We start from the raw sequence: 25,460 nt of genomic DNA on the forward strand, positions 1-25,460 counted from the left end.
TTAAAATATGACAGCATCTAATAGAATGTCATTAACGTGCGTCATAGATAACGGATTTGTTATGGATTTAAGTAATCGTTCAAAAAGTCAATGTACTATCAGCTGCAACAACTGCAGCATCAGCCAATTATGCCTGCCCTTCTCTTTAAACGGCAGCGAAATGGATAAGCTGGATGAAATCATCGAGCGCAAAAAACCGCTTCACAAAGGGGACTTTTTGTTCGAATCAGGCAGCGAACTCAACGCGATCTTTGCCGTGCGCTCCGGCTCATTCAAATCTTATACCATTTCAGAACAGGGCGATGAACAAATCACCGGATTCCACCTGGCTGGAGATTTGGTCGGTTTTGATGCCATCAATAAAATGCAGCACCAGAGTTTTGCTCAGGCGCTTGAAACCTCGATGGTTTGTGAAATTCCATTTGACACTTTGGATGAACTGGCGGGCAAGCTACCAAAGCTCAGGCAACAGATCATGCGCCTGATGAGTAGTGAAATCAACTACGATCAGGAAATGCTGTTATTGCTGAACAAGAAGACAGCTGAAGAGCGTCTGGCGACTTTCATCTTTAATCTGTCCAATCGGTTTGGTGAACGAGGCTTCTCGCGAAAAGAGTTCCGTTTTACTATGACTCGCGGTGAAATTGGCAATTATCTGGGGTTGACCGTTGAAACCATCAGCCGCTTGCTTAGCCGCTTCCAAAAAGCGGAAATTATCAAAGTAGAAGGTAAATTCATCACCATTCTAGATATTGATGAACTAGCCAAGGCCGCTGCAATTTCTCTTTGATCTAAGGCAATTAACGGCCCACTTTTCCTTTATCCCACGACGATTTCGATTACACTGTAAACAGAGTTGAAATCGTCCGTGCAAGATTAAGGAGCCCATTATGGAACAAATCAAACGCATTCTCACCGTCATAGATCCGACCAAACAACAGCAGAACAGCCTGGATCGTTCTATCAGTCTGGCGCAAAAAACGGGGGCTAAAATCACCGCCTTTTTATCAATTTATGACTTTTCTTACGAGATGACCACTATGTTATCGCGAGAAGAGCGTGAGGCGATGAGAGAAGCAGTGATTAAAGACCGTGAGGCCTGGATTTCGGAGCTCACCAGTGGCTACCAAAACATCGATATCGAAACCAAAGTAGTCTGGCACAACCGCCCTTACGAGGCCATTATCAAGACCGTACTTGAGCATGAATTTGATCTTGTGATCAAAGCCACTCATCAGCATGATACGCTTAAGTCCGTCATTTTTACTCCGACAGACTGGCACCTGATCAGAAAGTGTCCAGCCCCAGTATTGTTGGTCAAAGATCATGCATGGCCAGAAAAAGGCGAAATACTTGCGGCAGTCAATGCCGTCAGTGATGATGAACAACATCAGGCGTTGAATCACCGTATCATCAAAGACGCACAATTTTTATGCGAGCTTGCTAATGCCTCTTTGAGCCTGGTAAACACCTATCCGGCAACACCGGTAAATATCGCCATTGAGATCCCTGAGTTTAATCCGTCTCAATACAATGAAGCGGTCAAAAAGCATCACGAAGACGAAACATGGTCACTGGCAGAAAGATTTGGTCTTACCAAAGCCCAATGTGTTATTAAAGAGGGCTTACCAGAAGACGTGATCCCTCATATTGCAAATGAGAAGAATGCGGAGTTAGTCGTTATTGGTACCGTTGGCCGAACAGGCCTCAGTGCGGCATTGGTAGGTAATACCGCTGAACACGTCATCGACAGCCTTGACTGTGATGTACTAGCGCTCAAACCAGATGGCTACAAAAGCCCACTCGCGCAGTAATTCGATAGTTATGATCGGCACGCAGATGCGTGTCGATCAGCTCTTTTCTTCCCCGGTTGTAATCTCACCACTTATATTGCAGTTTACTCGCCTGACGGTATAATGCGCCCTTATTTATTTTTGCCGTCATTTTGATATAGGGGGGCGAGTGTCTCACTCACAAGAAGCTAAGCAAGCATATAGCCTTAACAAGTTGCAAAAACGCTTAAGAAGGCTGGCCGGTCAGGCTGTAGGCGATTTCAATATGATCGAAGATGGTGACCGCGTTATGGTTTGTCTGTCTGGCGGGAAAGACAGCTATACTCTGCTGGATGTGTTGCAACACCTTCAGCGTGTCGCCCCTATTAAGTTCGATGTGTTTGCTATCAATCTGGATCAGAAGCAGCCTGGCTTTCCTGAGCATATCTTACCAGAATACCTGAATACCCTTGGCATAGAATATAAAATTGTTGAGGAAGACACCTACTCAATCGTTAAAGACAAAATCCCCGAGGGCAAGACAACCTGCTCGCTGTGTTCTCGCCTGCGTCGCGGTATTTTGTACCGTACGGCAAAAGAAATGGGCGCGACTAAAATTGCCCTTGGACATCATCGAGATGACATGATTGAGACCATGTTTTTAAACATGTTCTATGGCGGTAAACTAAAAGGCATGCCGCCAAAGCTAATGAGTGATGATGGCCAGCATATGGTGATCAGACCGCTCGCGTATTGCAAAGAGGCTGATATTGCACGTTATGCGCAAAGCCAGGCATTTCCTATCATTCCGTGTAACCTATGTGGCTCACAGGAAAACCTGCAACGTAAGCATGTTAAGGCGATGCTTAACGAATGGAATACAACCCACCCGGGTAGGGTTGAAAGTATCTTTACTGCCATGCAAAACGTAGTGCCGTCTCACCTGGCTGACCACGCCTTGTTCGACTTCCGCTCTTTGCAAAAAGACGATATCGTTGATGGCGGAGATATTGCGCTCGATAAACCGGAATTTCCGAGTATGCCTGCAGGCGCTGAAGATGAAGAGAGCGAGCAAACCGTTCAAATCCAGGCAATAGAGCTTAGTTAAGTAAACGTTGTTACAGACCGGATGCACCAGCGTCCGGTTTCTGCCCGCGCAGAATCCTGCCATTTACAGTCACAATCAGTAGTGTAAGCAAGCATGGAATGAATACAAAAAATAAGAATTTAGTTTCTTTTTTTTAACTTTTCGGACGTTTCAGTTCCCACTAAAGGGATTTTTGTTTACAATATGTGATAATAATCATTTTTAATTGCATTTAGCAAAACAACCTTAAGTCAGGTACCCCATGTCCACCAAACTCCGTTTGCTGATTTCATTCATGCTCGTTGGCTTGCTGCCCGCTGCGTTTATGGCAATCACATCCTTAATTACCGCATCAGATGCATTAGAGCGCCAGGCTTATAACCAGCTGACCTCCATCAAACACATTAAACATCGTCAAATCGACGATTACTTTAAGGCTCGTAAGGCAGATCTGAGCCTGATCGCTGCACAATGGCAACAATTGGCCAGCACCAAGACTCGCTCAGGCACTGCTGAGCTCGCCCGAGACAATCACGCTCTGTTCAGGCACTTCATAGAGCAAAAAGGGTTTTATGATCTGTTTATCATAGAGACCAACGGTTTTATCAGTTATACCGTCGCTAAAGAAAGTGATTATCAGACTAACCTTAGAACAGGGCCTTATCGCGATTCAGGGCTTGCTCAGCTATTTCGCAACGCACTCAATAGTCGACAGTTTTCCATCACTGATTATCAACAGTATGCGCCAAGTAATTACGAGCCTGCGGCATTTATCGGTGTGCCTGTTCAGGTTGACGGGCAAACTCACTCCATTATTGCGTTGCAAATCGCCATAGATACGATTAACGACATCATGCAGCAGCGTGATGGTATGGGCAAAACGGGTGAATCCTATTTGGTAGGTTCAGATTTAAGAATGCGTTCCGACTCCTATCTGGACCCAACAGCGCACAGCGTGACGGCCAGTTTTGCCGGCTCCGTAGAGCGAAATGGTGTTGATACCTATGCGGTAAGGCGCGGTCTGCAAGGCTTTTCCGAAACAGAACTGATCATTGATTACAATGGTAACCCCGTCTTGTCGGCCTATATGCCATTTCAATTCGCTGACCTAAACTGGGTGCTACTGAGTGAGATTGACAAAGCTGAGGCATTTGCACCGATTTATCAGCTGTATTGGTTTATTGCCCTAATTGGCGCTATTGCAATTATCACAATCAGCGTAGCAACATGGTTGATCGCGAGCTCGGTACTGCGTCCACTAGGAGGAGAACCCAGCATGATGCGCGACATCAGTGAGCGTATTGCTTCAGGTGATTTGCGCCAGGATTTTAGCCAGGATGCCAATGTGACCGGTGTATACGGCGCTATGAGACAGATGACCAGCTACCTCACCGGCGTGATTGGGACTATCAGTGAAACCACTTCTCAGCTTGCCGTTACGGCCAGCCAGACCAGTGCAGCCAGTGAGCAGGCGAACACCAGCTTACAGGAACAACATGCCAACATCGAGCAAGTCGCCCTTGCCATTGCCGCCACCGCTCAGTCCGTTGAAAGTGTCGCGAATAGCGCCAATCAGGTTGCAGCGCTCAGTGTCGACACGCAAGACAGTACTCAGGCTGCGAGCCAGACATTGGCGGAATGCGTTTCTAAAATGACAACTCTCGATCAGGTGATCAGCGATTCTGAGCAAGCGATTAAAGATGTAGAATCAGGTGCTCAAAACATAGGTAAAGTCATTGAGGTGATCCAGGCTATCACCGAGCAGACCAACTTGCTGGCACTCAATGCCGCCATTGAGGCAGCCCGAGCTGGTGAGCATGGTCGCGGTTTTGCCGTCGTTGCGGATGAAGTACGCCAGCTTGCCTACAAAACTCAACAGTCTACTGGTGACATAGAAACTATGATCCAGGAACTACAAAGTGCAACCGCACAAGCTGTCGACAAAATGCATCAGTCCGCCGAAGTCGCTCAAGCATCCATCTCAGCAACCAATGACAGTGCTGCCAGCTTGCAAACCAGCGTTGCACAAATTCAGGAAATATCGGCAAGTGCAAAACGTATTGCTCAGGAAGCACAACAGCAGACCTCGACTACAGAAGAGATCAGTTACAATATTGACGCTATTAAACAAGCTGCACTGGATAACGCTGCGGGTGCAGATCAGGTGGCCAGTGCCAGCCTGGATTTAGATAAACAGTCAAGAAAACTCAAGCAAATCACCGCAAGCTTTAAGTTGCCATAAACATCTCAATACGCTCCCAAAGTAAGACAAACCTACTGGTTTGTCTTACTTTTGCAGGACTACCTGGTGTGGCGTTTAAGCCCGTATGTAAGCACAGTCGCCAGCATGAGCAAAACACTGGATATCAGCAAGCAGCTAACGAGTCCGCCATACTGATAAGCCAGGCCCGATAATATGGTTCCTGCAAGGCGTCCCATCGCATTCGCCATATAATAGAAGCCAACATCCATTGACACCCCATCTTCATCAGCAAAATGCACAATCAAAAAGCTGTGCAGAGAAGAGTTTACTGCGAACACGGCACCGAATATCAGTAAACCCGCGACAATCGACACTTGTACATACCACTGCGACCATAATGCCAGGGCAATTAACGCAGGTAACAGAGTCAGCAGAGCCACCCAGATAAACGCTTGTTGCGTATTTGAGCGTCGATTTCCCAGTAGCCTGGGGGCATTGGCCTGAACCAGCCCATAGGCAATGACCCAGCTTGCCATAAAACCGCCAACCCACCAGTGATCCCAGCCAAATACACTGGCCAGATAGACCGGCAAAGCCACTACAAACCAGACATCACGGGACGCAAATAAAAATAACCGCGCGGCGGATAACCAGTTTACCTGCTTACTGGTCGAAAACATTTCTGAGAACTTAGGCTTGTGCTTTTTCTTACCCAGATCCTGCTTCAACAACATTAAACTGAGCAGCCAGGTTACCAACAGCATCGCGCTCATAAACCACAATGCGCCCTGAAAGCCAAGTTGTGTGAGGAGCAGACCGCCCATAAAAAAGCCCACTCCCTTGAGCGCATTTTTCGAGCCCGTCAGAATAGCAACCCACTTAAACAGCACACCGTCTTGCTCTTTGGGTACCAGCAGCTTGATGGCGCTTTTGGCACTCATTTTATTCAAGTCTTTGGCAATACCGGATAGCGCCTGAGCCACCATCACATACGCGACGCTAAGCCACAGCGGGTCCACAACCAACATAAGGAGGGCCACAATTTGCAGGAACAAGCCTACATTCATAGTCTTGTTCAGGCCCATTCTGGCACCCAGCCAGCCACCAACCAAATTAGTCACGACCCCAAACACTTCGTAAAGTAAAAATAACGAGGCGATTGCAATAGGACTGTACCCCAGCTGATGGAAATACAACACCACCAGCATACGTAATGCCCCATCAGTCAGGGTAAACGACCAATAGTTGCCAGTAATGACCAGATACTGCTTAATGGGTGCAGATAGCTGCTGTAACACGCTTACCCCCAGCGCTGAGCAATCACGTGACGAACCAGATCTGCAGTACGGTTGGCGTAACCCCACTCATTGTCATACCACACATAAAGTTTAACCTGAGTACCATTTACAACCATGGTAGACAGCGCATCTACAATGGCACTGCGAGGATCTGTTTTATAATCGACAGACACCAGAGGACGCGTTTCATAGCCCAAAATACCTGCAAGCTCCCCTTGTGCAGCCTGCTCCATCCAGCCATTGATTTCTTCCACTGTGGTGTCACGATTGACTTCAAACACACAGTCTGTGATTGACGCATTAGTCAGTGGCACTCGAACGGCATGACCATTCAGCTTGCCTTTCAACTCCGGGAAAATATGGGTAATTGCTGTTGCCGACCCTGTTGTTGTCGGTATTAAACTGCTGCCGCAGGCGCGCGCTCTGCGCAAGTCCTTATGTGGCGCATCGATAATTGTCTGGGTGTTTGTGATGTCGTGGATGGTTGTCATTGAGCCGTGTTTAATGCCGATGTTGTCCTGCAAAACTTTAACTACAGGCGCCAGACAGTTAGTCGTGCATGAGGCCGCTGTGACAATGGGGTGAGAGTCAGTATCAAATAGCTGATGGTTAACGCCCATCACGACATTCAGAACCCCCTCTTCTTTCACAGGCGCCGTTACAACCACCTGCTTTACACCCTGAGAAAAATAGCCAGCCAGCTTTTCTTTGCTCTTCAATTTACCACTGGCTTCAATCACTAGATCACAGTCTGACCAGTCGATTTTTTCCAGCTGTGTTTGCTGCTCCACCGCGATGCGTTTATCTGCAATCACCATGGTTTTTTCATCGCTGGCTTCGGCTTCCCATTCCCATTTGCCATGCACTGAGTCAAAGGTCATCAAGTGAGCCAGTGTGTACGCATCGCCGCCTGGGTCATTGACTTTAACAATTTCAATGCCTGCAGTTTGCCATAGTGCTCGCATGGTGAGCCTGCCCATGCGTCCGAATCCATTGATACCTACTTTAATAGTCATGTGAATTACCTTTTTTAATAAAGCTGATCTCTTCTGAGCCCCCTCAGAAGAAACTTCAGATCCCATACCTCTAAATATGCGAATTATATTATATATGTTTTTTCATATATTCAAGGCAAATTGGCTAGTACATCCTCGCAACAAAGAATATAGCCTGTAGAGATGAGTCTATCCCCGTGTGATGTCAATTAGTGATAAACTAGTCACATAAAGTGCAAGAGATAATGACTTTGGACAATAAAACTTATATTCCCGATGAATTTATTGATGATGTCGCCAGCTACATACCTGCGCATCTGACTATGGACGATTTCATCGCCAGCTGCCGCAAGGGCTTAAGACGTGCGATTCGTGTTAATACGCTGAAAATGTCACAACAAGAATTTGAACATCAGGCAGCACAACTGCACTGGCACATTGAGCCTATCCCCTGGTGTGAACACGGCTACTGGCTGACCCGCCCTGATGAAGAGGAAAAGAACCTGCCTATCGGCAATACAGCGCTGCACCTTAGCGGCTGTATTTATGTTCAGGAGGCAAGTTCCATGCTGCCTCCTATGGCACTTGCCACATCTCTGGCACCCGGGGACAAGGTACTGGATATGGCTGCAGCGCCAGGGTCGAAAACATCTCAGCTGGCAGCTCTGATGGATAACCAGGGAATACTGGTTGCCAATGAGCTTTCCTCTTCCCGCCTAAAGACTCTGGCCGCTACCCTCAAACGTATGGGTGTTGCAAACTGTGCATTGTCACATTTTGATGGCCAGGTGTTTGGTGATTATATGTATGAGAGTTTTGACCATATCTTGCTCGATGCGCCCTGCTCAGGAGAAGGGACAGTCCGTAAAGACCCTGATGCGCTTAAAAACTGGTCGCTGACATCAAATCAGGATATTGCTGAAGTACAAAAAACACTGATCCACAGTGCCTTTATGGCACTCAAGCCCGGCGGAACCTTAGTGTATTCGACCTGTACTCTGACCCCACTGGAAAACCAGCAGATCTGTACCCACCTACTCGATACCTTCGCAGGAGATGTCGAGATCATGTCACTCCATGAGCTGTTCCCCGAGGCAAATAAGGCCGCCACAGAACAAGGTTATCTGCATGTGTGGCCTCAAATCTACGACAGTGAAGGTTTTTTCATCGCCAAATTCAGAAAAACAGGCAGTGTAGTCAACTCGCAGCAGAAGAAAAAGAAAGGACAATTCCCTTTTTCGCCGTGCGCTAAGAAAGATTTACAAGCTTTTGAGACCAGTATCAAAAAACAGTTTGGGATCACAGCACTGCCCGGGCAACTGATGAGCCGGGATAAAGAGCTATGGCTGTTTCCACAAAGTATGGAAACGCTACAGGAAAAGATAAAATACTCACGCATTGGCATCAAAGTCGCTACTACCCATAAAAATGGCGTGAAACTGGAGCATGAGTTTGCAACTTGTCTGGGTCATCTGGCAATCAGCAATACCTTCGCGCTGAATGCCAGTCAGGCAAAAGCTTACTTTCAGGGACAGGATATTCGTCTTGACTCAGCGGGCCCGGCACAAGGTGAGGTAGTACTTACGCTATGCGGCGCACCTGTCGGGCTTGGCAAATGGCAGAAGGCCAAAATTAAGAACAAGCTTCCACGAGATTTGGTCCTAAACGGCCAGTTAATAACTTGGGTATAACCTGAACAAAAGGTTTTGATAATTTTAAGACGATTCATTCATATAAAATTAATGCGTTGTTTTTATTGAAATAATTAATATTTCAAATGTTTGTAAATTTTATGAAGCCTTAGCTACACTTAAATGACTTTCTACTTCTCCCTTGTAATTAGAAGGTGTTTTTAAGTTAGCGCACGGCTCCGAATTTGAGCCTTTCCCTAAGCCCGACTCACACAGAGTCGGGCATTTTTTGTCTGTAAGATTGTACAAAAATGACTGTTCGCTACACTCTGGCATTGTGTCTACCACAACAACACGCTCTAACACCAGCTGCTTTTAATCTCATTATCCACCCTATGAACCCGATGCTTACACTAAGCGCAACCTTCTTTTTATATATCGCAATCAGACTCACTATTAATGGTATTGCTTCTTTGCTTGAGATCATTATATGATTTATATACAAATCGTATATACACTAAACCAACATGGGCATAGTTAAAATTTCAGATGAAGTACACGAAGAGCTGCGACAGGCAAGTCAGGTTATGTCACGCTCAATCAATGCGCAGGCTGAGTTTTGGATCAAAATGGGCCGACTGGCAGAACTGAATCCCGACATGACCTTTACTCAGTTAATCAAACAGCAGCTTAATCACACAAGGAGTGACGCCATTGACTCAGGTCACGATCAAAAATAAGGCAGCGATTGCGCAAATGCGCGAATCAGGTGCGCTGTTAGCACGAGTGTTTAAAGCCCTCGATGAGCAAGTAAAACCCGGCGTGACAACATTGCAGCTGGATGAATTTGTTGAGCATTATATAGTGGACGTGTTAGGAGCTATACCCGCAAGCAAAGGTCAATATGGCTACCCCTACTCCATCAACACATCGGTGAACGAAGTCGTCTGCCATGGTATGCCCAGTGCACGTCGCATCATCAGCGAACAGGACATTCTCAATATAGACATCACTCTCAAACACCAAGGTTATATCGCTGATTCTAGTAAGATGTATGTGATGCCGAATGCCAGTGCCGCTGCACAGACGCTGGTGGACGACACCGTAGCCGCACTTTGGTGTGGGATCAATCAGGTGAAACCCGGTGCCACCCTGGGCGATATTGGCTATGCAATTGGAGACTTCGCTCGGCTTAAAGGCTTGAGCGTCGTGCGGGAATATTGCGGCCACGGGATTGGTACTGAGATGCATGAAGCACCGGAAGTGTTGCATTTTGGACGTCCAGGAACAGGTATGAAGCTTGTACCGGGGATGACGTTTACTATTGAACCTATGCTCAACCAAGGCAGTCACAGGGTTAAAACACTCAAAGATGGCTGGACTGTAGTGACACGAGACCGTGCACTGTCAGCTCAAGCAGAACACACTATTCTCGTGACACCTACCGGGTACGAAGTTCTGACCCTCAGAGAAGAAGAAAGAGCTTCGGGATTGTCAGCCGATATCAGTCAATGCGGATCAGGCCGACAGCTATGAGGTAACCGGCTTCAGGAATTTGCAAATGAAAAACCAGTTGTTTTTGCTCTGACTGGAAAATGTCTAAACCAGTTCGGTATTACGTACATTGCTCAAGCTCAGTAATAAGCCACATAGCATGCGCGTTGTCTGTACCACAGACGTCCTCGCAGGGCACGAAGTCACCACATACTTTAGGTCGACGAGGATCGCCAAATAACTTACACAGATTGTCATCATTCAGTTGCACACAACGCTCTCCCGCTGGCTTACCCTGCGGCATCCCCGGAATTGGCGAACTGATACTCGGTGCTATACAACAGGCTCCACAGCCCAAACGACACTCCATCCGACCCTTCACAATTTAGTTTTGATGAATAATAAAGCAGACCATTATACGACAACTCATCAATGAAAACACTAAGGTCATTATCGTGTCAGACGTAAGCAAGCTGACATCCTTGCAATGCCTTGTTACACAATTTGAAATGTTTAAAACACCCAGACACATCTGTTCGCGTATCCTTAATCAGGTTAGAGAAATCGATTCAACCGTTATTGATGGAAGGAATAACTCGTGGCTAGTAAAAAACAAATCCTATTACCCGTTGCGGTGCTCGTCGGTGGCCTGGCTACCGCTTTTGCATTTTCAGCAATGAAGCAACCGCCCGAAGAAAAACCCGAAAAAGTCATTCATCCATTGGTTGAAATCCAGCCAATTGATATGGCTCCTATGCAATTGATGGTGGATTCTTACGGGCTCGTTTCCCCTAAATACAGCACCGAGCTGGTCGCTCAGGTCAGTGGACAGCTTATTGAACTGTCAGATAAGTTTGTCAAAGGCGGCTTTGTTGAACAAGGTGAAACTCTGGCTCGTATTGACCCGAATGACTACGAGGCAGCATTGATTGAGGCCGAGGCCAGTCTGGCTCAGGCGCATTCGGCATTGGAAATCGAACAGGCCCAAGCTCATGTTGCAAAAACAGAGTGGCAACGTATTAAAGATAATGCACAATCGACGATCCCTTCAGAGCTCTATTTGCGTAAACCACAGCTGGCAGAGAAACTGGCACGCTTTAAAGCAGCTCAGGCCAGTGTTAAGCGAGCAAAACGTAACCTTGAGCGCACCTACATCAAAGCCCCCTACGACGCAATTATTACCAGTCGTTCTTTAAGTCTGGGCAGTGTTGTCAACCCAGGTAGTACCTTGGGTGTGCTGAATGCAACATCCGTTGCTGAAATCCGTTTGCCCGTTGCAGATCATGAACTTAGATACCTGAATAATAATGGCATTGATGCTACAGTGACCTTATCAGCAAAAGTGGCCGGGCAACCCGTTTCCTGGCAAGGAAAAATCGTACGTAGCGAAGGTGTTGTCGATAACAAAAGCCGGATGACTTATCTGGTTGCTCAGGTGAATACGCCTTATCAGGATCAGGCACAGCCGCTGCGTTTTGGCACCTACCTGACAGCACAAATTCAGGGGATCTCGGTGGCTAATGCTGTACGCATTCCTCGTCACCTGATCCACGAAGGGAAAGTTGCGTTACTCGACCACAACCAGCAGCTCACCTTTAAACCCATTTCTGTTATTCGTGAAGTTGACGGATATGCAATTGCCACTGAAGGTCTGGCCGACGGTCAGCAACTGATCACGTCCGCGCTGGAATACCCTTCAGAGGGTATGCAACTGCGCCTTGACTCATCGCCTGTCATTGCACCAGATACACAACTGGCACTGAAGGAGGAGTAACCTATGGAAGGCTCTCGCGAAAAAGGCTTAATAGCCTGGTTTGCTCGCAACCCAGTTGCAGCCAACCTGTTGATGATTTTTATTCTGGTGGGTGGCTTACTCAGCGCCTTTACTATCCGCAAGCAAATGTTTCCTCAATTTGAGAATAACTGGTTGAGTGTGCAGGCGGTTTACCCTGGTGCTGCGCCACAAGAAGTCGAAGAAGGGATCACCATCAAAGTGGAGGAATCTATGGAAGGGTTGGAAGGCATTAAGCGCCTGATCACCTATTCCAATCGTGGTTTCTCGCAAACCTGGATCGAAGTCGAAGAAAAGTATGATCCTCAGGAAGTGCTGGATGAAGTAAAAATGCAGGTTGACTCCATTTCGACCTTTCCGGCTGGGATGGAACGACCTATCGTACGCCGTGATAAGTTTGAGCAGGAAGTGATGTGGCTGTCACTCAATGGTGAGATGAATTTCCACCAGCTAAAACAGCTGGGGAACGAAATACACGATGAAATGCTTGCCCTGCCGGGCGTCAACCTGGTCGACTTTAATGGCGGCCTGAACTACGAGATCAGTGTAGAAATCAGTCCAGATCGCCTGCGTGAGTATGGCCTGACATTCAGAGATATTTCTGAAGCTGTTAAAAACTTTTCAGCAAACATGTCCGCCGGACAGATCCGCTCTGACAATGGTTATATTTCTATGCGGGTTGAAAATCAGGCCTACCGTGGGCATGAGTTTGAACAGCTCCCTTTACTGACACTTGCAGATGGCGCACAAATTAAATTAGGCGATGTTGCGAAAGTCACCGACGGCTTTGAGGAAGGCCTGCTTTACTCTCGCTATAACGGCAGAAATTCACTGGTATTCGAGGTTCGGGCGTCAAAAGACCAGGATATCACCAAAGTCGCTCAGGTCATGAAAACTTACCTGGCTGATAAAGCAACCCAACTGCCCCAGGGCGTTGAGTTGGAGCCCTTTATTGATTTGACTTACTATCTCGAAGGCCGCCTTAACATGATGATAGAAAACATGATGTGGGGTGGTATTCTGGTGATGCTAATGTTGGCTTTGTTCTTACGTGTCCGCTTAGCTTTCTGGGTCATGATGGGCCTGCCTGTATCATTTTTGGGGGCGTTCTTGTTTATGCCAATGGGCATGCTTGACGTCACAATTAACCTTGCCTCTCTATTTGCCTTTATTCTGGTGCTTGGCATCGTCGTTGATGACGCGATTGTTGTCGGGGAGTCCGCTCATGCCGAGATTGAGAAACACGGCCACAGCCTGGACAACGTGGTTCGGGGAGTGAAGCGTGTAGCAATCCCAGCCACATTTGGCGTACTGACCACGGTCGCGGCATTTTTACCTCAGACTTTTGCAACGGGCCCGGCGGCTGCATTTTCAAAGGCCATCGGCGGCGTCATCATTTTATGCCTGCTGTTCTCTTTGGTTGAGTCTAAACTGATCCTGCCAGCACACCTTGCAGCCATGAAGGACCGCCCCGACAATCCGAAAAACCCTTTACATCGCGCCAGAGCACTCATAGATGGTGCATTGAAAAACTTCATTGAAAATCTCTATCGCCCGTTTATAGAAAAATGTATTCATTACCGATACACAGTGATTGTGGCATTTTTGTCTATCATCATTGTGAGTGGTGGTATGTTTGCAGGCGGTCTGGTTAAGTTCGTTGCGAACCCGAAAATCCCCCATGACTTCCCTCGCATCACAATTGATATGAACCTGTCATCTTCCGAGTCAGCAACACTGGCTACCGCTAAAAAAGTTGAGCAGGTCATTCTGGATGTTGAGAAACAGCTTGAGGCTGAATATGGCACTAAGATGATCAAAGATCTGTCTGTGAACCTGCGCGGGCGTACTACGGCATCTATCATGGCTATTCTGGTTGAACCCCACAAACGCCCAATCGATACCTTTGCGCTCAGTGCTTTATGGCGTGAGAATATGCCTCCCCTGCCAGGTGTGAAGTCGCTAAACATTCAGGACAGCATTATGAATGGTGGCCGGGATGACGGTGATATCAGCTTCCGCCTTGAAGGTAAGAATAAAGAAACCTTACAAGAGGTTGCGGGTAAACTTAAAGAGAAACTACGTACGATTGCAGGCGTGGGTGATGTCAATGATTCCATGCAATCGAGTACCGAAGAAGTACAACTCGAGCTTAAACCACTGGCCTACAGCATGGGACTAACGCTGGCAGATGTCGCTTCTCAGGTAAACTTCAGTTACTACGGTCTGGAAGCACAGCGCATACTGCGCCGCGGCGAGGAGATCAAAGTTATGATCCGCTACCCGCAAGAACAGCGAAACACTATCAGCGATATTCAGGCAGTCCGTATCATTACCCCAAGTGGCGCTGAAGTACCGCTGGGAGAAATCGCCGATATCCATCTGGTCGAAGGGGTTAACCGGATCCGTCGTGAAAATGCTAAGCGCACTATCAATGTCTGGGCCTCCGTTGACACCGATCAGGCAGAGCCATTCAAGATAGCCGAAGAGATCCGCGATGAATATCTGCCTTCACTACTGCAGAACTATCCTGGGGTCAGCAGCAGTGTCGCAGGACGTATCCAGGAAGAAATGGATAGCGTAGCCGAACAGATTCGTGATTTTGCCTTATCCTTAATGATTATTTTTGCATTACTGGCTATCCCATTACGTTCTTACTCTCAGCCGATACTGATCATGTCTGTAATCCCATTCGGTGTTGTTGGCGCAGTATTTGGCCATATGGTACTTGGCATGACTATGAGTAGCCTGTCCTTCTTCGGCATCATTGCAGTCGCAGGTGTGGTCGTCAATGACTCACTGGTGATGGTTGATTTTGTGAACAAGGCACGTGAACAAGGTATGACCATTAAAGAAGCCGTAGTTGAGGCTGGCTGCAGACGTTTCAGAGCAATTCTTCTGACGTCACTAACCACTTTTATAGGGTTGGTCCCTATTATTCTGGAAACCAGCCTGCAGGCACAAATTGTCATACCTATGGCTGTCTCGTTGGCTTTTGGTGTGTTGTTCGCTACGGTGATTACGTTGATTCTGATCCCCTGCCAATACGTCGCGCTGGAAGATCTAAAGCGCCTCATGAGACGCTTCAAAAAACAGCCCAAAAACACGGAAGCATTGCAGCAAAACTAATAGTTAAAAATTCATAGTTCTACCCAACCAACTAAGCCCGGTATTACACTGGGCTTTTATTTTCGCGCCAGTTGGCAGCAAATTCGTTTAAATTTGTCGATTAGAGTATAAACACAAATTAACAAATTAACGTTTCTAAAATTGCACCGTTCTCGCTTAGACTTATCTGCGACATAAAAACGCAATATAAAGGAATGAATAATGCGAAACTACCTACTGCTCTCTACATTTGGGATCCTCGTAGCCTGTGGCGGCTCCTCAGGCGGTGATAAAACCCCGACTTCAGACCGTGCACAAACAAGCGTCAATCAGGCCCCCTCGGTCAGCGTTCAAGGCAACACCCTCATTAATGCCGGTGACACATTGTCTCTCACCACCTCAGTATCTGATCCAGAAAATGATACTGTTACGGGGGAATGGACAAGCTCACTACCCGGTGTGAAGTTCGTCGCAGCAAGCAATACCTTGCATCATGTCATCTTCCCGGATGTTAATGAGCAAACAGAGGTCACCTTGACCTATACGGTGACAGACAGTCACGAAAACCGAGCCAGTAAAACCTGGCAGGTCACTGTAATGCCAAACTCTACAGCTGGATACATTGAACTTGCCGACACCATGACCCTTTACAGTGGAGGGCATGCTTCCATCACAGCTGTGTTTGCGATGAACTCTGATATCGAAAAAGTTGTTTGGCGCACCGATGGCTTTGAACTGGCCAATCAGACAACCCAATCGGGTTTTGATACCCGCGCAGGGGAAAGTACCTTTAGTTTCGAACTACCTGAAATCACTCAAACACAGCACTTTGACATTATATTCGAAATTACAACCAGTGACGAAGTCATCACCAAAACCATCAAAGCCACACTGGCACCAGAATCTGAACCATCACTCAGTGTCAGCCTGCCTGAGCAGGTTGTTGTGAATGAAAAAAATTCGCTGACAATCCAGGCAACAACAGCCAATACAGATGACATAATCAGCTATGAGTGGCAATGGCAGGGTACACCTCAGCCTTCTCAACAAACTCAGGGCAAAGCTGCCTATACTTTTAGCGCCCCAGAAGTAAGTGAAAACCAGACTTTTACCCTGCTGCTCACAGTGACGATGAAGGGCAACATAAAAAAAACGGCTGAGACATCCGTTGTGGTGCAAAACGTCACCGACTTGCAGGGCCTTGAGCTCACCATGGACCGCTCGCTCGCGGTGCCGGGACAAACAATCACAGTGCATTCCAATTTAACGAATTTCGATGATGTTGAAAGTGTTTCATGGAATATTACTAACTTTAGAGATGAACTACTGGAAAAATCGAACGATAAACTCGTGATTACCATCCCGGACGAAGACATCATTCAAACTTCTCCACAAATTGAGTACAAAGTGAAGCTCAAAAATGGTACTGAGCGATCCACCTATGCTTATTTCACCTATGTAAACAGCACAGCAGCTGAAACCCTGATGATAGTCAGAGACCCCGGCGAATTTTCCATTTATCCGGACGTCCCAGCCACGTTAGACCTGGCATTTAATGGCCACGTTGATATCGAAGAAGTCTTAGTCTCAAGCAGTGATTACGACCCCTATGATACCCTTCAAACGATTCACACGGGTCAGAATTTAACGCTGAACCTGCATAAGAAAACGATTACCCGAAAAGGCCTGGCTGTCATCAAGATCACAGCTAAAGCCGGTGATATTGTGCGTGAAAGTACACTCCTTGGCACGGCTCATGACGCCATCGTCGTCCCCTATGCTGGCGTAGAAGAGACCTATGTAATGGGTAGCGAAGCACAGGTCTTTGGACAAGTTTTCCACCTGAATAATAAACCAGGCATGCCGAGTCACTGGCAGGCACAGAATACAGATGATAACGTAACCATTAAGCAGGTGTCTGATACCAGTGCCTCTATCAAATACAATGGTGAAACAGAAGGCACGCTGACGTTTGAATTTCACGCCACAGATGAGCATGACAAGAGCGACTATAGTGATGTCAAACTGAGATATGAAAACAACTACATTGTCCGAGGGGATGACTATGTTTGCAAAGTGACGGGTGGTAAGTTTGAATCTTGTCGTGAAATACTGGGTCAAACACTCCCCCTGGATGCGCCTGTTGAACTCAAGCAAATGATCACTAAAGGCGACTATGCCTGCTTGCTTGGCAATTATGGTGCTGTCGTTTGTAATGCTAAGGGCGATAATCCAGTGAAAAACGTGCCTGCACAATTGCTTGCAACAAAACTTAACGCCGTCGACGCAAACAATGTATGTGCTCAGCTAAGCGATGCCAGCTGGCAGTGTTGGGGTAGTCGAGGCACCGAGCTGACGGATCTACTTGCGGAAAATGCAACCGTACATAAAGTGCTGGCAAACGGGGCCCTCACCTGTCTGGTTAGTAACAAAGACATCAAGTGTTATGACGGTGACACGCAAACCAAGCTAATCGAAAACGTATTACCGCAAGACCTGTTGCTCTACACCAGAGAAATTTGCTACCGAACACGTCGCGGGACTCTAAAATGCGACATTGAGTAAGTTATCTTTCAAACAGTTGCGGTAAAATACCGCAACTGTTTATCACCAGTCTCTGATCTGCTGCGATTCCCTCTCATACACGCTGTATTTTGCCCACCAATACTTTACAAAAGTCCGATTAGAAGACAAACTAAAGTCATAATCACCTGAACTAATACTAATATGAAATTACTACTTACTTTTTCAACTGTAATCCTATTGATGTTGTCCGGCTGTGGTGGTGATGATGATGCGGCACGTGGAGATAAAAATACGCCGGGATATGCAGCTACGGTTTTCTTTGACGCCCTGTACAACAAAAAAGACATGGAACTTGCGCTGAGCCGCTCAACGCCTCGTATGGGCAGAATCATGCGCTCTTACGGCACCCCCTCTCAATTCGCCAGAAACCTCGTTAATATGCAATATGATCAGGTGACCATCGAGGTAGACATGACCAACCAGAGCTTGCGGGAACAATATGGTAATGAGGCCAGGATCAACCTGATATTCACCGGCATGTTACATGGAGAGCAAGTGGACGACATGCGCAGCGTTCAACTTATCAGACGCAAGGGCGAGTGGTACGTTGATAAGATCAACGCAGATCCCTTTGCCCGCTAATGTGATCTGTCCTCCCCCCCGATGTAATCAGAATACGGGTGGTTCACCTAGCCAGACATGACCCTGGCTAGGAAAACGCATTTCACGCGCTTAAAAAAACACGTCTATATATTCAGCAGGTTAACCAGCCTTATCCACACTTAAAGCAAGCCGACTGCTGTGGAACCAATCGACCAACAATTCGCGCTCTTCTTCATCAATAGCACATTCCGCCACTGCCATCGCAAGCTGCTCGTCGGTATTTAAAGCAAGTAGGTTTGTCTGATGAGCTTTCTGCCAGCGTTCAAACTTGTGTAGCCCCTGTTCACATTTTGGAAATAACTTAAACGCCTGCTCTAATGCCTCCAGCCCAGCATGCCCTGAGGTGCTACATAAACTGCTGACGCGGGCAAGAGTCAGTTTATTGCGATATAAACTGTCACACAACTCAATGACGAGCTTATCCGAAGGCCCCGCCTCCCCCCTGCCAAAAGGCATAAACCACCTTTTTGCAATCGTTTTAAGTCCATCTGGCGCAAAGTTGTCAATAAAGCCCTTGTAAGCCTGCTCGAACGCACTGAGATGATAATGCATGGCGTAATGCAACAGGGGTAAATCGCTACACTGACGGCCATCGTCCTCAAACTTTTTCAGTGCACAAGAACCCAGATAGAGATGGCTTAACATATCGCCTAACCTGGCTGAACGCATTTCTTGTAGTTTTAACTTACCGCCGAGTACAAGCATCGCAAGATCGCTCTGAATGGCTAAGATTTGGCTATACCAGGTTAAGGTTTTATAGTATCTGGCTACCTCTCCGCCAACAGGGGCAGATGAAAAGAAACCTAAGGTCAGCCCATTAAAAGACGCTTTAAGAAATGTTTTGCAGCTGTGTGCCAGATGTTCAGTCAGAACTTTGTCGAACTGAAGTAACGCCGCCTCCGCATCTTTTGTTTGTACCGCTGCCATTTCTTTCAACACATAAGGGTGACAACGGGTCGCGCCCTGGCCAAAAATCATCAGATTGCGCGTCAAGATGTTTGCTCCTTCGACCGTAATACTAATTGGCATGCCCTGATAATGCAGAGCCAGATAGTTTAGAGGACCTCTTTGAATTGCCTTGCCACCGTGTAAGTCCATTGCATCATTGATACTGAGCCGTGCCATTTCAGTTAGGTGGTACTTAGCAATCGCCGTAATGACCGCCGGACTTTTATTCAAATCGATCGCCAGAGCAGTATTTTGCCGCGTTGCTTCTATGCTGTAGCTCAGCCCAGCAATTCTGGCTAAGGCTGACTGAACCCCTTCAAATCGACACAAGGGTTGTTTGAACTGTCGCCGTACACCGCAATACGCCGTTGTTGCTCTGGCGCTCAGTTGAGCCGTACCTGCACTCAATGCCGGCAAAGAGATACCCCGACCTGCACTCAGGCAAGCCATCAGCATACGCCACCCTTTTCCTATACCTTCTTGCTCTCCGATGACCCAGTCTAACGGGATAAACACTTCCTGCCCCTCGGTCGTTCCATTCATAAAAGCCAGGCCCATAGGATCATGCCTGGGACCAACTTTTACACCTTCATGGTCGGTGGGTATTAAGGCACAGGTAATGCCCAATTCACTCTGTTCAGCCAGCAAATGGTCAGGATCATACACTTTGAAAGCCAACCCCAATACAGTTGCCACGGGCGCTAACGTGATATAACGTTTTCGCCAGGTAACTTTCAGGCCTAAGGTCATTTCACCATTAAACTCTTGCTTGCAGACAACAGCAAAATCGGTGATCCCACCCGCATCGGATCCTGCCTCCAGTGATGTAAGCGCAAAGCACGGCAGTGCAGAGCCATCTGCAAGCTTAGGCAACCACCTCTGCTGTTGTTGCGCTGTACCGAAATGAAGTAGCAGTTCGGCAGGTCCAAGGCTATTGGGCACCATCACAGTCACTGCCGTCGATAAACTACGGGTTGCAATTTGCGCGACAATGGCCGAGTTTGCCTGTGCACTGAATGCTTTACCACCAAATTTTTCGGGAATGATAAAAGAAAAAAAGCCTTTTTCTTTCAAAAACTGCCAAACATCAGGCGACAAATCGCCTGCAGCACAGATCTGATTTTCATCCAACATCGTCATGAGTTCAGTCAGCTCATGTTCGATAAAGTCTCGTTCCCGGTCGCTCAGTGCTGGTTTACCCGTTTGTAACCAGTGCGACCAGTTTGGTTTGCCACTGAACAAACTGGCGTCCCACCAGGTATCCCCGGCTTCCATCGCTTCGCGTTCTGTTTGTGATAATTGTGGAAGCGCACGCTTGAAATACGCCATAGCCGGGCCCGACACGACTTTCAGCCTGGCTTCCTTTATGTAAAAAATGAAACATACAGCAATAATGAGCAGTATCAGTAACCACATGGTAAGAGCACCTTCCAGTTATTGGCGCTTTAAGTATGGAACAAATGCCACTTAACTCAATATTTTTACATCGCTTGTCTGGTGTGAATTGTCGCAGTCATTCGACACTGGTATCATCCACACTCTAATAACGATAATTGGAACAATGATGGCACTACAATTCAAACTCAGCCTGGGCGCCTTAGTGGTTGCCGGGGCACTCTCTGTGAGTGGGTGTAACTCAACCACCAGTTCAACATTGACGGAAAAAGACGCAGAGGCGTTTCTGACCAAAGCGGAAAAAGAGCTGCGGGATTTAAGCTATCGTAGCTCACGTTCAGCCTGGATTTACGCCAACTTCATCACCGAAGACACTGCGTCACTGGCTGCCGACGTGAGCCAGGAATACACCGAAAAGTTGGTTGCACTGGCCAATGAAGCCGCCAAGTTTGACGAGCTGGCACTGAGCTACGACAACCGTCGCAAACTGGACAAGCTTAAACTCAACCTGACTCTGCCAGCGCCAAAAGATGCTGAGAAAACAGCCGAGTTAGCAAAACTATCTGCTGAGCTTGACGGCATGTACGGTAAAGGTAAGTATTGTAAAGACGACAAGTGTATGAGCCTGGGTGAAATGACATCCAAAATGGCTAACAGTCGCAACTACGAAGAGCTCTTAGATGTCTGGCAAGGCTGGCGTCAGGTTTCTCCGCAAATGCGCCCGCTTTATAAAGATCTCGTTTCTTTAGCTAATGAAGGCGCCCAGGAACTGGGATATCGCGATACAGGTGCTATGTGGCGCAGCAAGTACGATATGCCTGCCGATGACTTTGCCAAAGAGTTAGATCGCATCTGGGGTCAGGTCAAACCGCTGTATGACTCACTGCACTGCCATGTACGTGCCAAGCTAGGCGAGAAATATGGTGAAGACAAAGTACCTCAGGATCAGCCTATTCCAGCGCACCTGTTAGGCAATATGTGGGCTCAGCAATGGGGCAACATCTACGACTTAGTTGCGCCTGAAAACGCTGACCCGGGTTACGATGTAACCGAGTTGCTTGAAAAACACAATTACGACGAAATCAAAATGGTTAAAGGTGCTGAGAAGTTCTTTACTTCGATGGGCTTTGAACCACTGCCTGAGACTTTCTGGACGCGCTCATTGTTCACCAAACCAAAAGATCGCGACGTACAGTGCCATGCCTCAGCCTGGAACCTGGATAACAAAGACGATCTACGTATCAAGATGTGTATCCAGCGCACTGGTGAAGAATTCTCAGTTATTCACCACGAGTTAGGCCACAACTTCTATCAGCGCGCCTACAACAAGCTACCACTGTACTATCAGGAAAGTGCCAACGATGGTTTCCATGAAGCGATCGGCGATACGATTGCCCTGTCAGTTACACCTGGCTACCTGAAAGAAATTGGCCTGCTGGACCAGGTGCCTGACGAGTCAAAAGACATTGGCTTGCTGATGAAAATGGCACTGGACAAAATCGCCTTTATCCCTTTTGGCCTGTTAGTTGACCAATGGCGCTGGAAAGTTTACTCCGGCGAAATCAGCCCGGCTGAATACAACAAAGCCTGGTGGGAGTTACGCGAGAAGTATCAGGGCCTTCAGGCGCCAGTTGCGCGTACTGAAAACGACTTTGACCCGGGTGCAAAATACCACGTACCAGGTAATGTACCTTATACGCGCTACTTCCTGGCACATATTCTGCAGTTTGAATTCCACAAAGCCCTGTGTGAAATATCAGGTAACAAAGAAGCCATTCACCGTTGCTCTGTGTACAACTCAAAAGAAGCCGGTGAACGCTTAAATGCTATGCTGGAAATGGGCAGCAGCCGACCATGGCAGGAAGCGCTGGAAAGCGTCACTGGTAGTCAGCAAATGGATGCCACCGCTATCCTGGATTACTTTGCACCACTTCAGACCTATCTGGATGAGCAAAACAAAAACCGCAAGTGCGGTTGGTAATTAACCAGCTTAAACATCTTTAAAAGGAGCCTGTCGGCTCCTTTTTTATACCCGCCACACTCTGAAACAATTCTCAGCTTTTCCTATCACTCTCTTATGCGTTAAGGTATCTGCAAAAGGAGTGCACTATGTCACTAAAAAGAATCATGTTATTAAGTCAGTTTGAACTGACACGCTTGTTTGCCACAAAACGTGGCTGGCTGGCTCTGACAGCCTTCATTATGGTGTGGCTGATAATCTTACGCTACCCCGTCTATCACGCGGTTTCGGTACTAAATAGCCCCGAATTCTCCGATATCGCCGTACAAATAGCCGGCTCAGTAGGACTATACTCGCTCGCTCGCTGGCCCGAAGCTGAACTGTCGGTTTACTGGATCATTGCCTTGTTCAGTTTTCCTGTTTTTACTTTGTTCGTCAGCGCAGATCAGACCGTAGAGGACAGTAAACGTGGAACACTCAGATTTCTGACATTGCGGGCCAGTCGCGGTGAGATCATGCTTGGTCGATTTACTGGGCAAGCCCTCATTTTACTGGCTCTGATCCTTACCTCGGCCCTTGCAGCCTGGGTGCTAATGCTAACACGAGATACTACGCTGGCGTTCAGTGGGCTGGGTAAATTGATATCAATTACCGCGCTACTGGTGTTGACCACACTCCCCTTTATCGCCCTGATGAGTTTACTCAACCTGCTGGCAAGCTCTGCCCGCCTGAGTATCATCTATGCCAGTTTGTTATTCACGATAGGAAACTTATTGATTGGATATCTGGCATCTCACATTGAACTGGCTGACTGGTTATATTATCTGCTGCCTGGGGTTCATATCAGCGGCATTGCGCCCTGGCATAATATCGACTGGTATACAATTGCGATCCCCCTGCTACAATCCCTAACACTATTGGGCTGTGCATACTGGCTAATGAAAAGGAAAGATCTATGAGTACCTCAACGCCGTTCGTCATTGAAGTCAACGAGCTGACAAAACATTTTGGCAGCAAGTGTGCGTTGGATAAAGTCAGCTTCACCATAGATCAAGGCCATACCATTGCATTGGTTGGCCCCAATGGAGCAGGCAAAACCACACTGTTTAGTATCTTATGCGGCTTTTTAAGAGCCGACTCAGGGGCTGTTCGCGTATTGGGGCAAACACCCGGTGATAGCTCACTGTTTGGCGTGCTCAGTGCACTGCCACAGGATGCTCAACTTGATCCGCGTTTTTCGGTAGGAAAACAGTTAACGTTTTATGGCCAGCTGCAAGGGTTAAGTCGTGTACAAGCTCAGCAAGAGACTGCGCGGGTCCTTGAGCAAGTCGACCTCAGCAATCAAATCAATGCCAAAGCCTCAGAGCTATCTCATGGCATGAGAAAGCGTATCTGTATCGCACAAGCTTTGATTGGGAAGCCCAGAATTGTGCTTTTGGACGAGGCGACTGCAGGCCTGGACCCCATCAACGCCAAAGCAATCAGAACATTGGTCGCAGACTTAAGCAAAGACATAACATTTATATTGAGCTCTCATGATCTGAGTGAGCTCGAGCGCCTGTGCGACACTGTCCTGTATCTGGAAAAGGGGGAACTTACCAGTCACCAGCGATACGCGCAAAATGGCTCCGATATCGCCTTCCTCACCTTGCAAGTAAAGCAACCAGACAGCCAAATGCAATCACACATTGCCCAGCTAGCCGGTGTCAAACAGGTTCGTCAATCACAGCCAGATGAGTTTGTCATAGAATACGATGCCCATCAAAACGCGCTGGATATCGCACTGCTTGAACTTTGCCATCATCACGGCTGGGTATATAAGCAATTGATCAACGGTAATACACTCGAAAACCAGCTGTTTGCCACACCATAGGCTAAACTAGAAATTTGTATGTACCGTCAGGGCAGCTATGAATAAAACTCTCAGACTTATTCGTCATGCTAAATCAAGCTGGCAGGAGCCGATGCTGCACGATATTGACCGCCCGCTAAAGCCCAAGGGCGTTCGCCGTGCCCAGGCACTGGCAAAACAATTAGGTACGCTGCCTGATACATACATATTTACCAGCCCGGCAAAGCGTGCCCTCGACACTGCTCGCATATTACATACACAATGTAATATGACTAAACCGATTGAAATAATACAGGCACTTTATACCTTTGATGCACACGATCTATTGGACTGCCTGCACTTGTTACCTGATGAATGTAATGATGTGACTGTGGTAGGCCACAACCCAGCTTTAACGACGTTGATTAACCACCTGAGTACAGTTCAATTTGATAACATAGTGACGTCAGGCTATATCGAGCTGCAACTAACAGTGCCCCAGTGGCACAAACTGACAACAAACACGGTTTCATTACGGCAAGTTCTCTTTCGCCCCGAACAGTAGTTTTAAAATATATCCACTTAGAATAACTAGCCTGCCACTTGCCCATTTAGACAAACGGATTTAACTCGGTGACAACATTCTTTTGCGACATACCTAACACCAAGAGAAGATGAATTTTGGATTATTCGAGATTTGGTGTATCAGATTGCATAAGTGGGTCTTATCACGCCAGATCGCGACTCGTAGACCTGG

19 protein-coding genes are annotated in these 25,460 nt (G+C 47.3%); 15 read left to right on the forward strand and 4 right to left on the reverse strand.

The annotated features are described in order from the left end of the window. Positions 1-61 precede the first annotated feature (61 nt). From CWB98_RS04255 to CWB98_RS04270, 4 genes are all read left to right on the forward strand, one after another. The gene (locus tag CWB98_RS04255) at positions 62-790 is read left to right on the forward strand and encodes an FNR family transcription factor (RefSeq protein WP_054013846.1); all 729 of its coding nucleotides are present in this window, start codon (positions 62-64) and stop codon (positions 788-790) included. 100 nt (positions 791-890) lie between these two features. After that, entirely contained in the window at positions 891-1,814 is a 924-nt protein-coding gene (uspE, locus tag CWB98_RS04260; RefSeq protein WP_138543732.1) for a universal stress protein UspE, read from the forward strand. Positions 1,815-1,962: 148 nt separating this feature from the next. After that, a complete protein-coding gene (gene ttcA / locus CWB98_RS04265; protein ID WP_138543733.1) occupies positions 1,963-2,880 on the forward strand; it encodes a tRNA 2-thiocytidine(32) synthetase TtcA in 918 nt (305 codons plus the stop codon). Between the two features lie 241 nt (positions 2,881-3,121). Beyond that, on the forward strand, positions 3,122-5,101 hold the full coding sequence (locus CWB98_RS04270) for a methyl-accepting chemotaxis protein (protein WP_138543734.1): 1,980 nt from the start codon (positions 3,122-3,124) through the stop codon (positions 5,099-5,101). Positions 5,102-5,160: 59 nt separating this feature from the next. Here the strand turns inward: CWB98_RS04270 and arsJ are convergent, their stop codons facing one another. Next, positions 5,161-6,360: an organoarsenical effux MFS transporter ArsJ gene (arsJ, locus tag CWB98_RS04275; RefSeq protein ID WP_138543735.1), complete on the reverse strand. Its 1,200-nt coding sequence runs from the start codon at positions 6,358-6,360 to the stop codon at positions 5,161-5,163. A gap of 2 nt (positions 6,361-6,362) precedes the next feature. Beyond that, positions 6,363-7,376 carry an ArsJ-associated glyceraldehyde-3-phosphate dehydrogenase gene (locus tag CWB98_RS04280; RefSeq protein ID WP_138543736.1) on the reverse strand — a complete coding sequence of 338 codons (1,014 nt, stop codon included), beginning with the start codon at positions 7,374-7,376 and terminating at the stop codon, positions 6,363-6,365. A gap of 230 nt (positions 7,377-7,606) precedes the next feature. Between CWB98_RS04280 and rsmF the strand changes: the two genes are divergently transcribed. The 3 genes from rsmF to map all read left to right on the forward strand — a co-directional run bounded on the left by rsmF (position 7,607) and on the right by map (position 10,522). Next, positions 7,607-9,046, forward strand: coding sequence for a 16S rRNA (cytosine(1407)-C(5))-methyltransferase RsmF (rsmF, locus tag CWB98_RS04285; RefSeq protein ID WP_138543737.1), 1,440 nt, complete (start codon positions 7,607-7,609; stop codon positions 9,044-9,046). Positions 9,047-9,513: 467 nt separating this feature from the next. Next, complete coding sequence (locus tag CWB98_RS04290) at positions 9,514-9,726, forward strand: ParD-like family protein (RefSeq protein WP_138543738.1); 213 nt, start codon at positions 9,514-9,516, stop codon at positions 9,724-9,726. Continuing rightward, a complete protein-coding gene (gene map / locus CWB98_RS04295; protein WP_138543739.1) occupies positions 9,701-10,522 on the forward strand; it encodes a type I methionyl aminopeptidase in 822 nt (273 codons plus the stop codon). Before CWB98_RS04290 ends, map begins: the two co-directional genes overlap by 26 nt. Positions 10,523-10,601: 79 nt before the next feature. On the opposite strand, the gene CWB98_RS04300 is transcribed toward map, so the two are convergent. Next, on the reverse strand, positions 10,602-10,850 hold the full coding sequence (locus tag CWB98_RS04300) for a YkgJ family cysteine cluster protein (protein WP_138543740.1): 249 nt from the start codon (positions 10,848-10,850) through the stop codon (positions 10,602-10,604). A 228-nt stretch (positions 10,851-11,078) separates the two neighbouring features. On the opposite strand from CWB98_RS04300, the gene CWB98_RS04305 reads away from it, so the two are divergent. The 4 genes from CWB98_RS04305 to CWB98_RS04320 all read left to right on the forward strand — a co-directional run bounded on the left by CWB98_RS04305 (position 11,079) and on the right by CWB98_RS04320 (position 18,548). Further along, complete coding sequence (locus tag CWB98_RS04305) at positions 11,079-12,254, forward strand: efflux RND transporter periplasmic adaptor subunit (RefSeq protein ID WP_138543741.1); 1,176 nt, start codon at positions 11,079-11,081, stop codon at positions 12,252-12,254. A 3-nt stretch (positions 12,255-12,257) separates the two neighbouring features. After that, a complete protein-coding gene (locus CWB98_RS04310; protein WP_138543742.1) occupies positions 12,258-15,401 on the forward strand; it encodes an efflux RND transporter permease subunit in 3,144 nt (1,047 codons plus the stop codon). 201 nt (positions 15,402-15,602) lie between these two features. After that, positions 15,603-17,945 (forward strand): phosphoribosylformylglycinamidine synthase subunit PurQ, encoded by a 2,343-nt coding sequence (locus CWB98_RS04315; RefSeq protein ID WP_138543743.1) that lies wholly within the window; start codon positions 15,603-15,605, stop codon positions 17,943-17,945. 162 nt (positions 17,946-18,107) lie between these two features. Further along, the gene (locus CWB98_RS04320) at positions 18,108-18,548 is read left to right on the forward strand and encodes a hypothetical protein (RefSeq protein WP_138543744.1); all 441 of its coding nucleotides are present in this window, start codon (positions 18,108-18,110) and stop codon (positions 18,546-18,548) included. A gap of 120 nt (positions 18,549-18,668) precedes the next feature. On the opposite strand, the gene CWB98_RS04325 is transcribed toward CWB98_RS04320, so the two are convergent. Further along, a complete protein-coding gene (locus tag CWB98_RS04325) occupies positions 18,669-20,933 on the reverse strand; it encodes an acyl-CoA dehydrogenase (RefSeq protein ID WP_138543745.1) in 2,265 nt (754 codons plus the stop codon). Positions 20,934-21,081: 148 nt separating this feature from the next. Between CWB98_RS04325 and CWB98_RS04330 the strand changes: the two genes are divergently transcribed. The 4 genes from CWB98_RS04330 (at position 21,082) to CWB98_RS04345 (ending at position 25,268) form a co-directional block, all read left to right on the forward strand. Further along, positions 21,082-22,893: a M2 family metallopeptidase gene (locus CWB98_RS04330; RefSeq protein ID WP_138543746.1), complete on the forward strand. Its 1,812-nt coding sequence runs from the start codon at positions 21,082-21,084 to the stop codon at positions 22,891-22,893. 128 nt (positions 22,894-23,021) lie between these two features. Next, a complete protein-coding gene (locus CWB98_RS04335) occupies positions 23,022-23,831 on the forward strand; it encodes an ABC transporter permease subunit (RefSeq protein WP_138543747.1) in 810 nt (269 codons plus the stop codon). Continuing rightward, positions 23,828-24,745, forward strand: a complete 918-nt coding sequence (locus CWB98_RS04340; RefSeq protein WP_138543748.1) for an ABC transporter ATP-binding protein — start codon at positions 23,828-23,830, stop codon at positions 24,743-24,745. The genes CWB98_RS04335 and CWB98_RS04340 overlap by 4 nt, the downstream gene beginning before the upstream one ends. 37 nt (positions 24,746-24,782) lie before the next feature. Next, positions 24,783-25,268, forward strand: a complete 486-nt coding sequence (locus tag CWB98_RS04345; protein ID WP_138543749.1) for a SixA phosphatase family protein — start codon at positions 24,783-24,785, stop codon at positions 25,266-25,268. The last annotated feature ends 192 nt before the right edge of the window (positions 25,269-25,460 follow it).

It is taken from the genome of Pseudoalteromonas rubra (assembly GCF_005887115.1).
Taxonomy (GTDB): Bacteria; Pseudomonadota; Gammaproteobacteria; order Enterobacterales; family Alteromonadaceae; genus Pseudoalteromonas; species Pseudoalteromonas rubra_F.

Coding starts and splice junctions, on each gene's coding strand:
- CWB98_RS04300 (WP_138543740.1), bottom strand. CDS start 10,850: ATGGAGTGTCGTTTGGGCTGTGGAGCCTGTTGTATAGCACCGAGTATC.
- uspE (WP_138543732.1), top strand. CDS start 891: ATGGAACAAATCAAACGCATTCTCACCGTCATAGATCCGACCAAACAA.
- CWB98_RS04255 (WP_054013846.1), top strand. CDS start 62: ATGGATTTAAGTAATCGTTCAAAAAGTCAATGTACTATCAGCTGCAAC.
- CWB98_RS04280 (WP_138543736.1), bottom strand. CDS start 7,376: ATGACTATTAAAGTAGGTATCAATGGATTCGGACGCATGGGCAGGCTC.
- CWB98_RS04315 (WP_138543743.1), top strand. CDS start 15,603: ATGCGAAACTACCTACTGCTCTCTACATTTGGGATCCTCGTAGCCTGT.
- CWB98_RS04290 (WP_138543738.1), top strand. CDS start 9,514: ATGGGCATAGTTAAAATTTCAGATGAAGTACACGAAGAGCTGCGACAG.
- CWB98_RS04345 (WP_138543749.1), top strand. CDS start 24,783: ATGAATAAAACTCTCAGACTTATTCGTCATGCTAAATCAAGCTGGCAG.
- CWB98_RS04270 (WP_138543734.1), top strand. CDS start 3,122: ATGTCCACCAAACTCCGTTTGCTGATTTCATTCATGCTCGTTGGCTTG.
- CWB98_RS04335 (WP_138543747.1), top strand. CDS start 23,022: ATGTCACTAAAAAGAATCATGTTATTAAGTCAGTTTGAACTGACACGC.
- CWB98_RS04340 (WP_138543748.1), top strand. CDS start 23,828: ATGAGTACCTCAACGCCGTTCGTCATTGAAGTCAACGAGCTGACAAAA.
- CWB98_RS04330 (WP_138543746.1), top strand. CDS start 21,082: ATGGCACTACAATTCAAACTCAGCCTGGGCGCCTTAGTGGTTGCCGGG.
- CWB98_RS04325 (WP_138543745.1), bottom strand. CDS start 20,933: ATGTGGTTACTGATACTGCTCATTATTGCTGTATGTTTCATTTTTTAC.
- CWB98_RS04320 (WP_138543744.1), top strand. CDS start 18,108: ATGAAATTACTACTTACTTTTTCAACTGTAATCCTATTGATGTTGTCC.
- CWB98_RS04310 (WP_138543742.1), top strand. CDS start 12,258: ATGGAAGGCTCTCGCGAAAAAGGCTTAATAGCCTGGTTTGCTCGCAAC.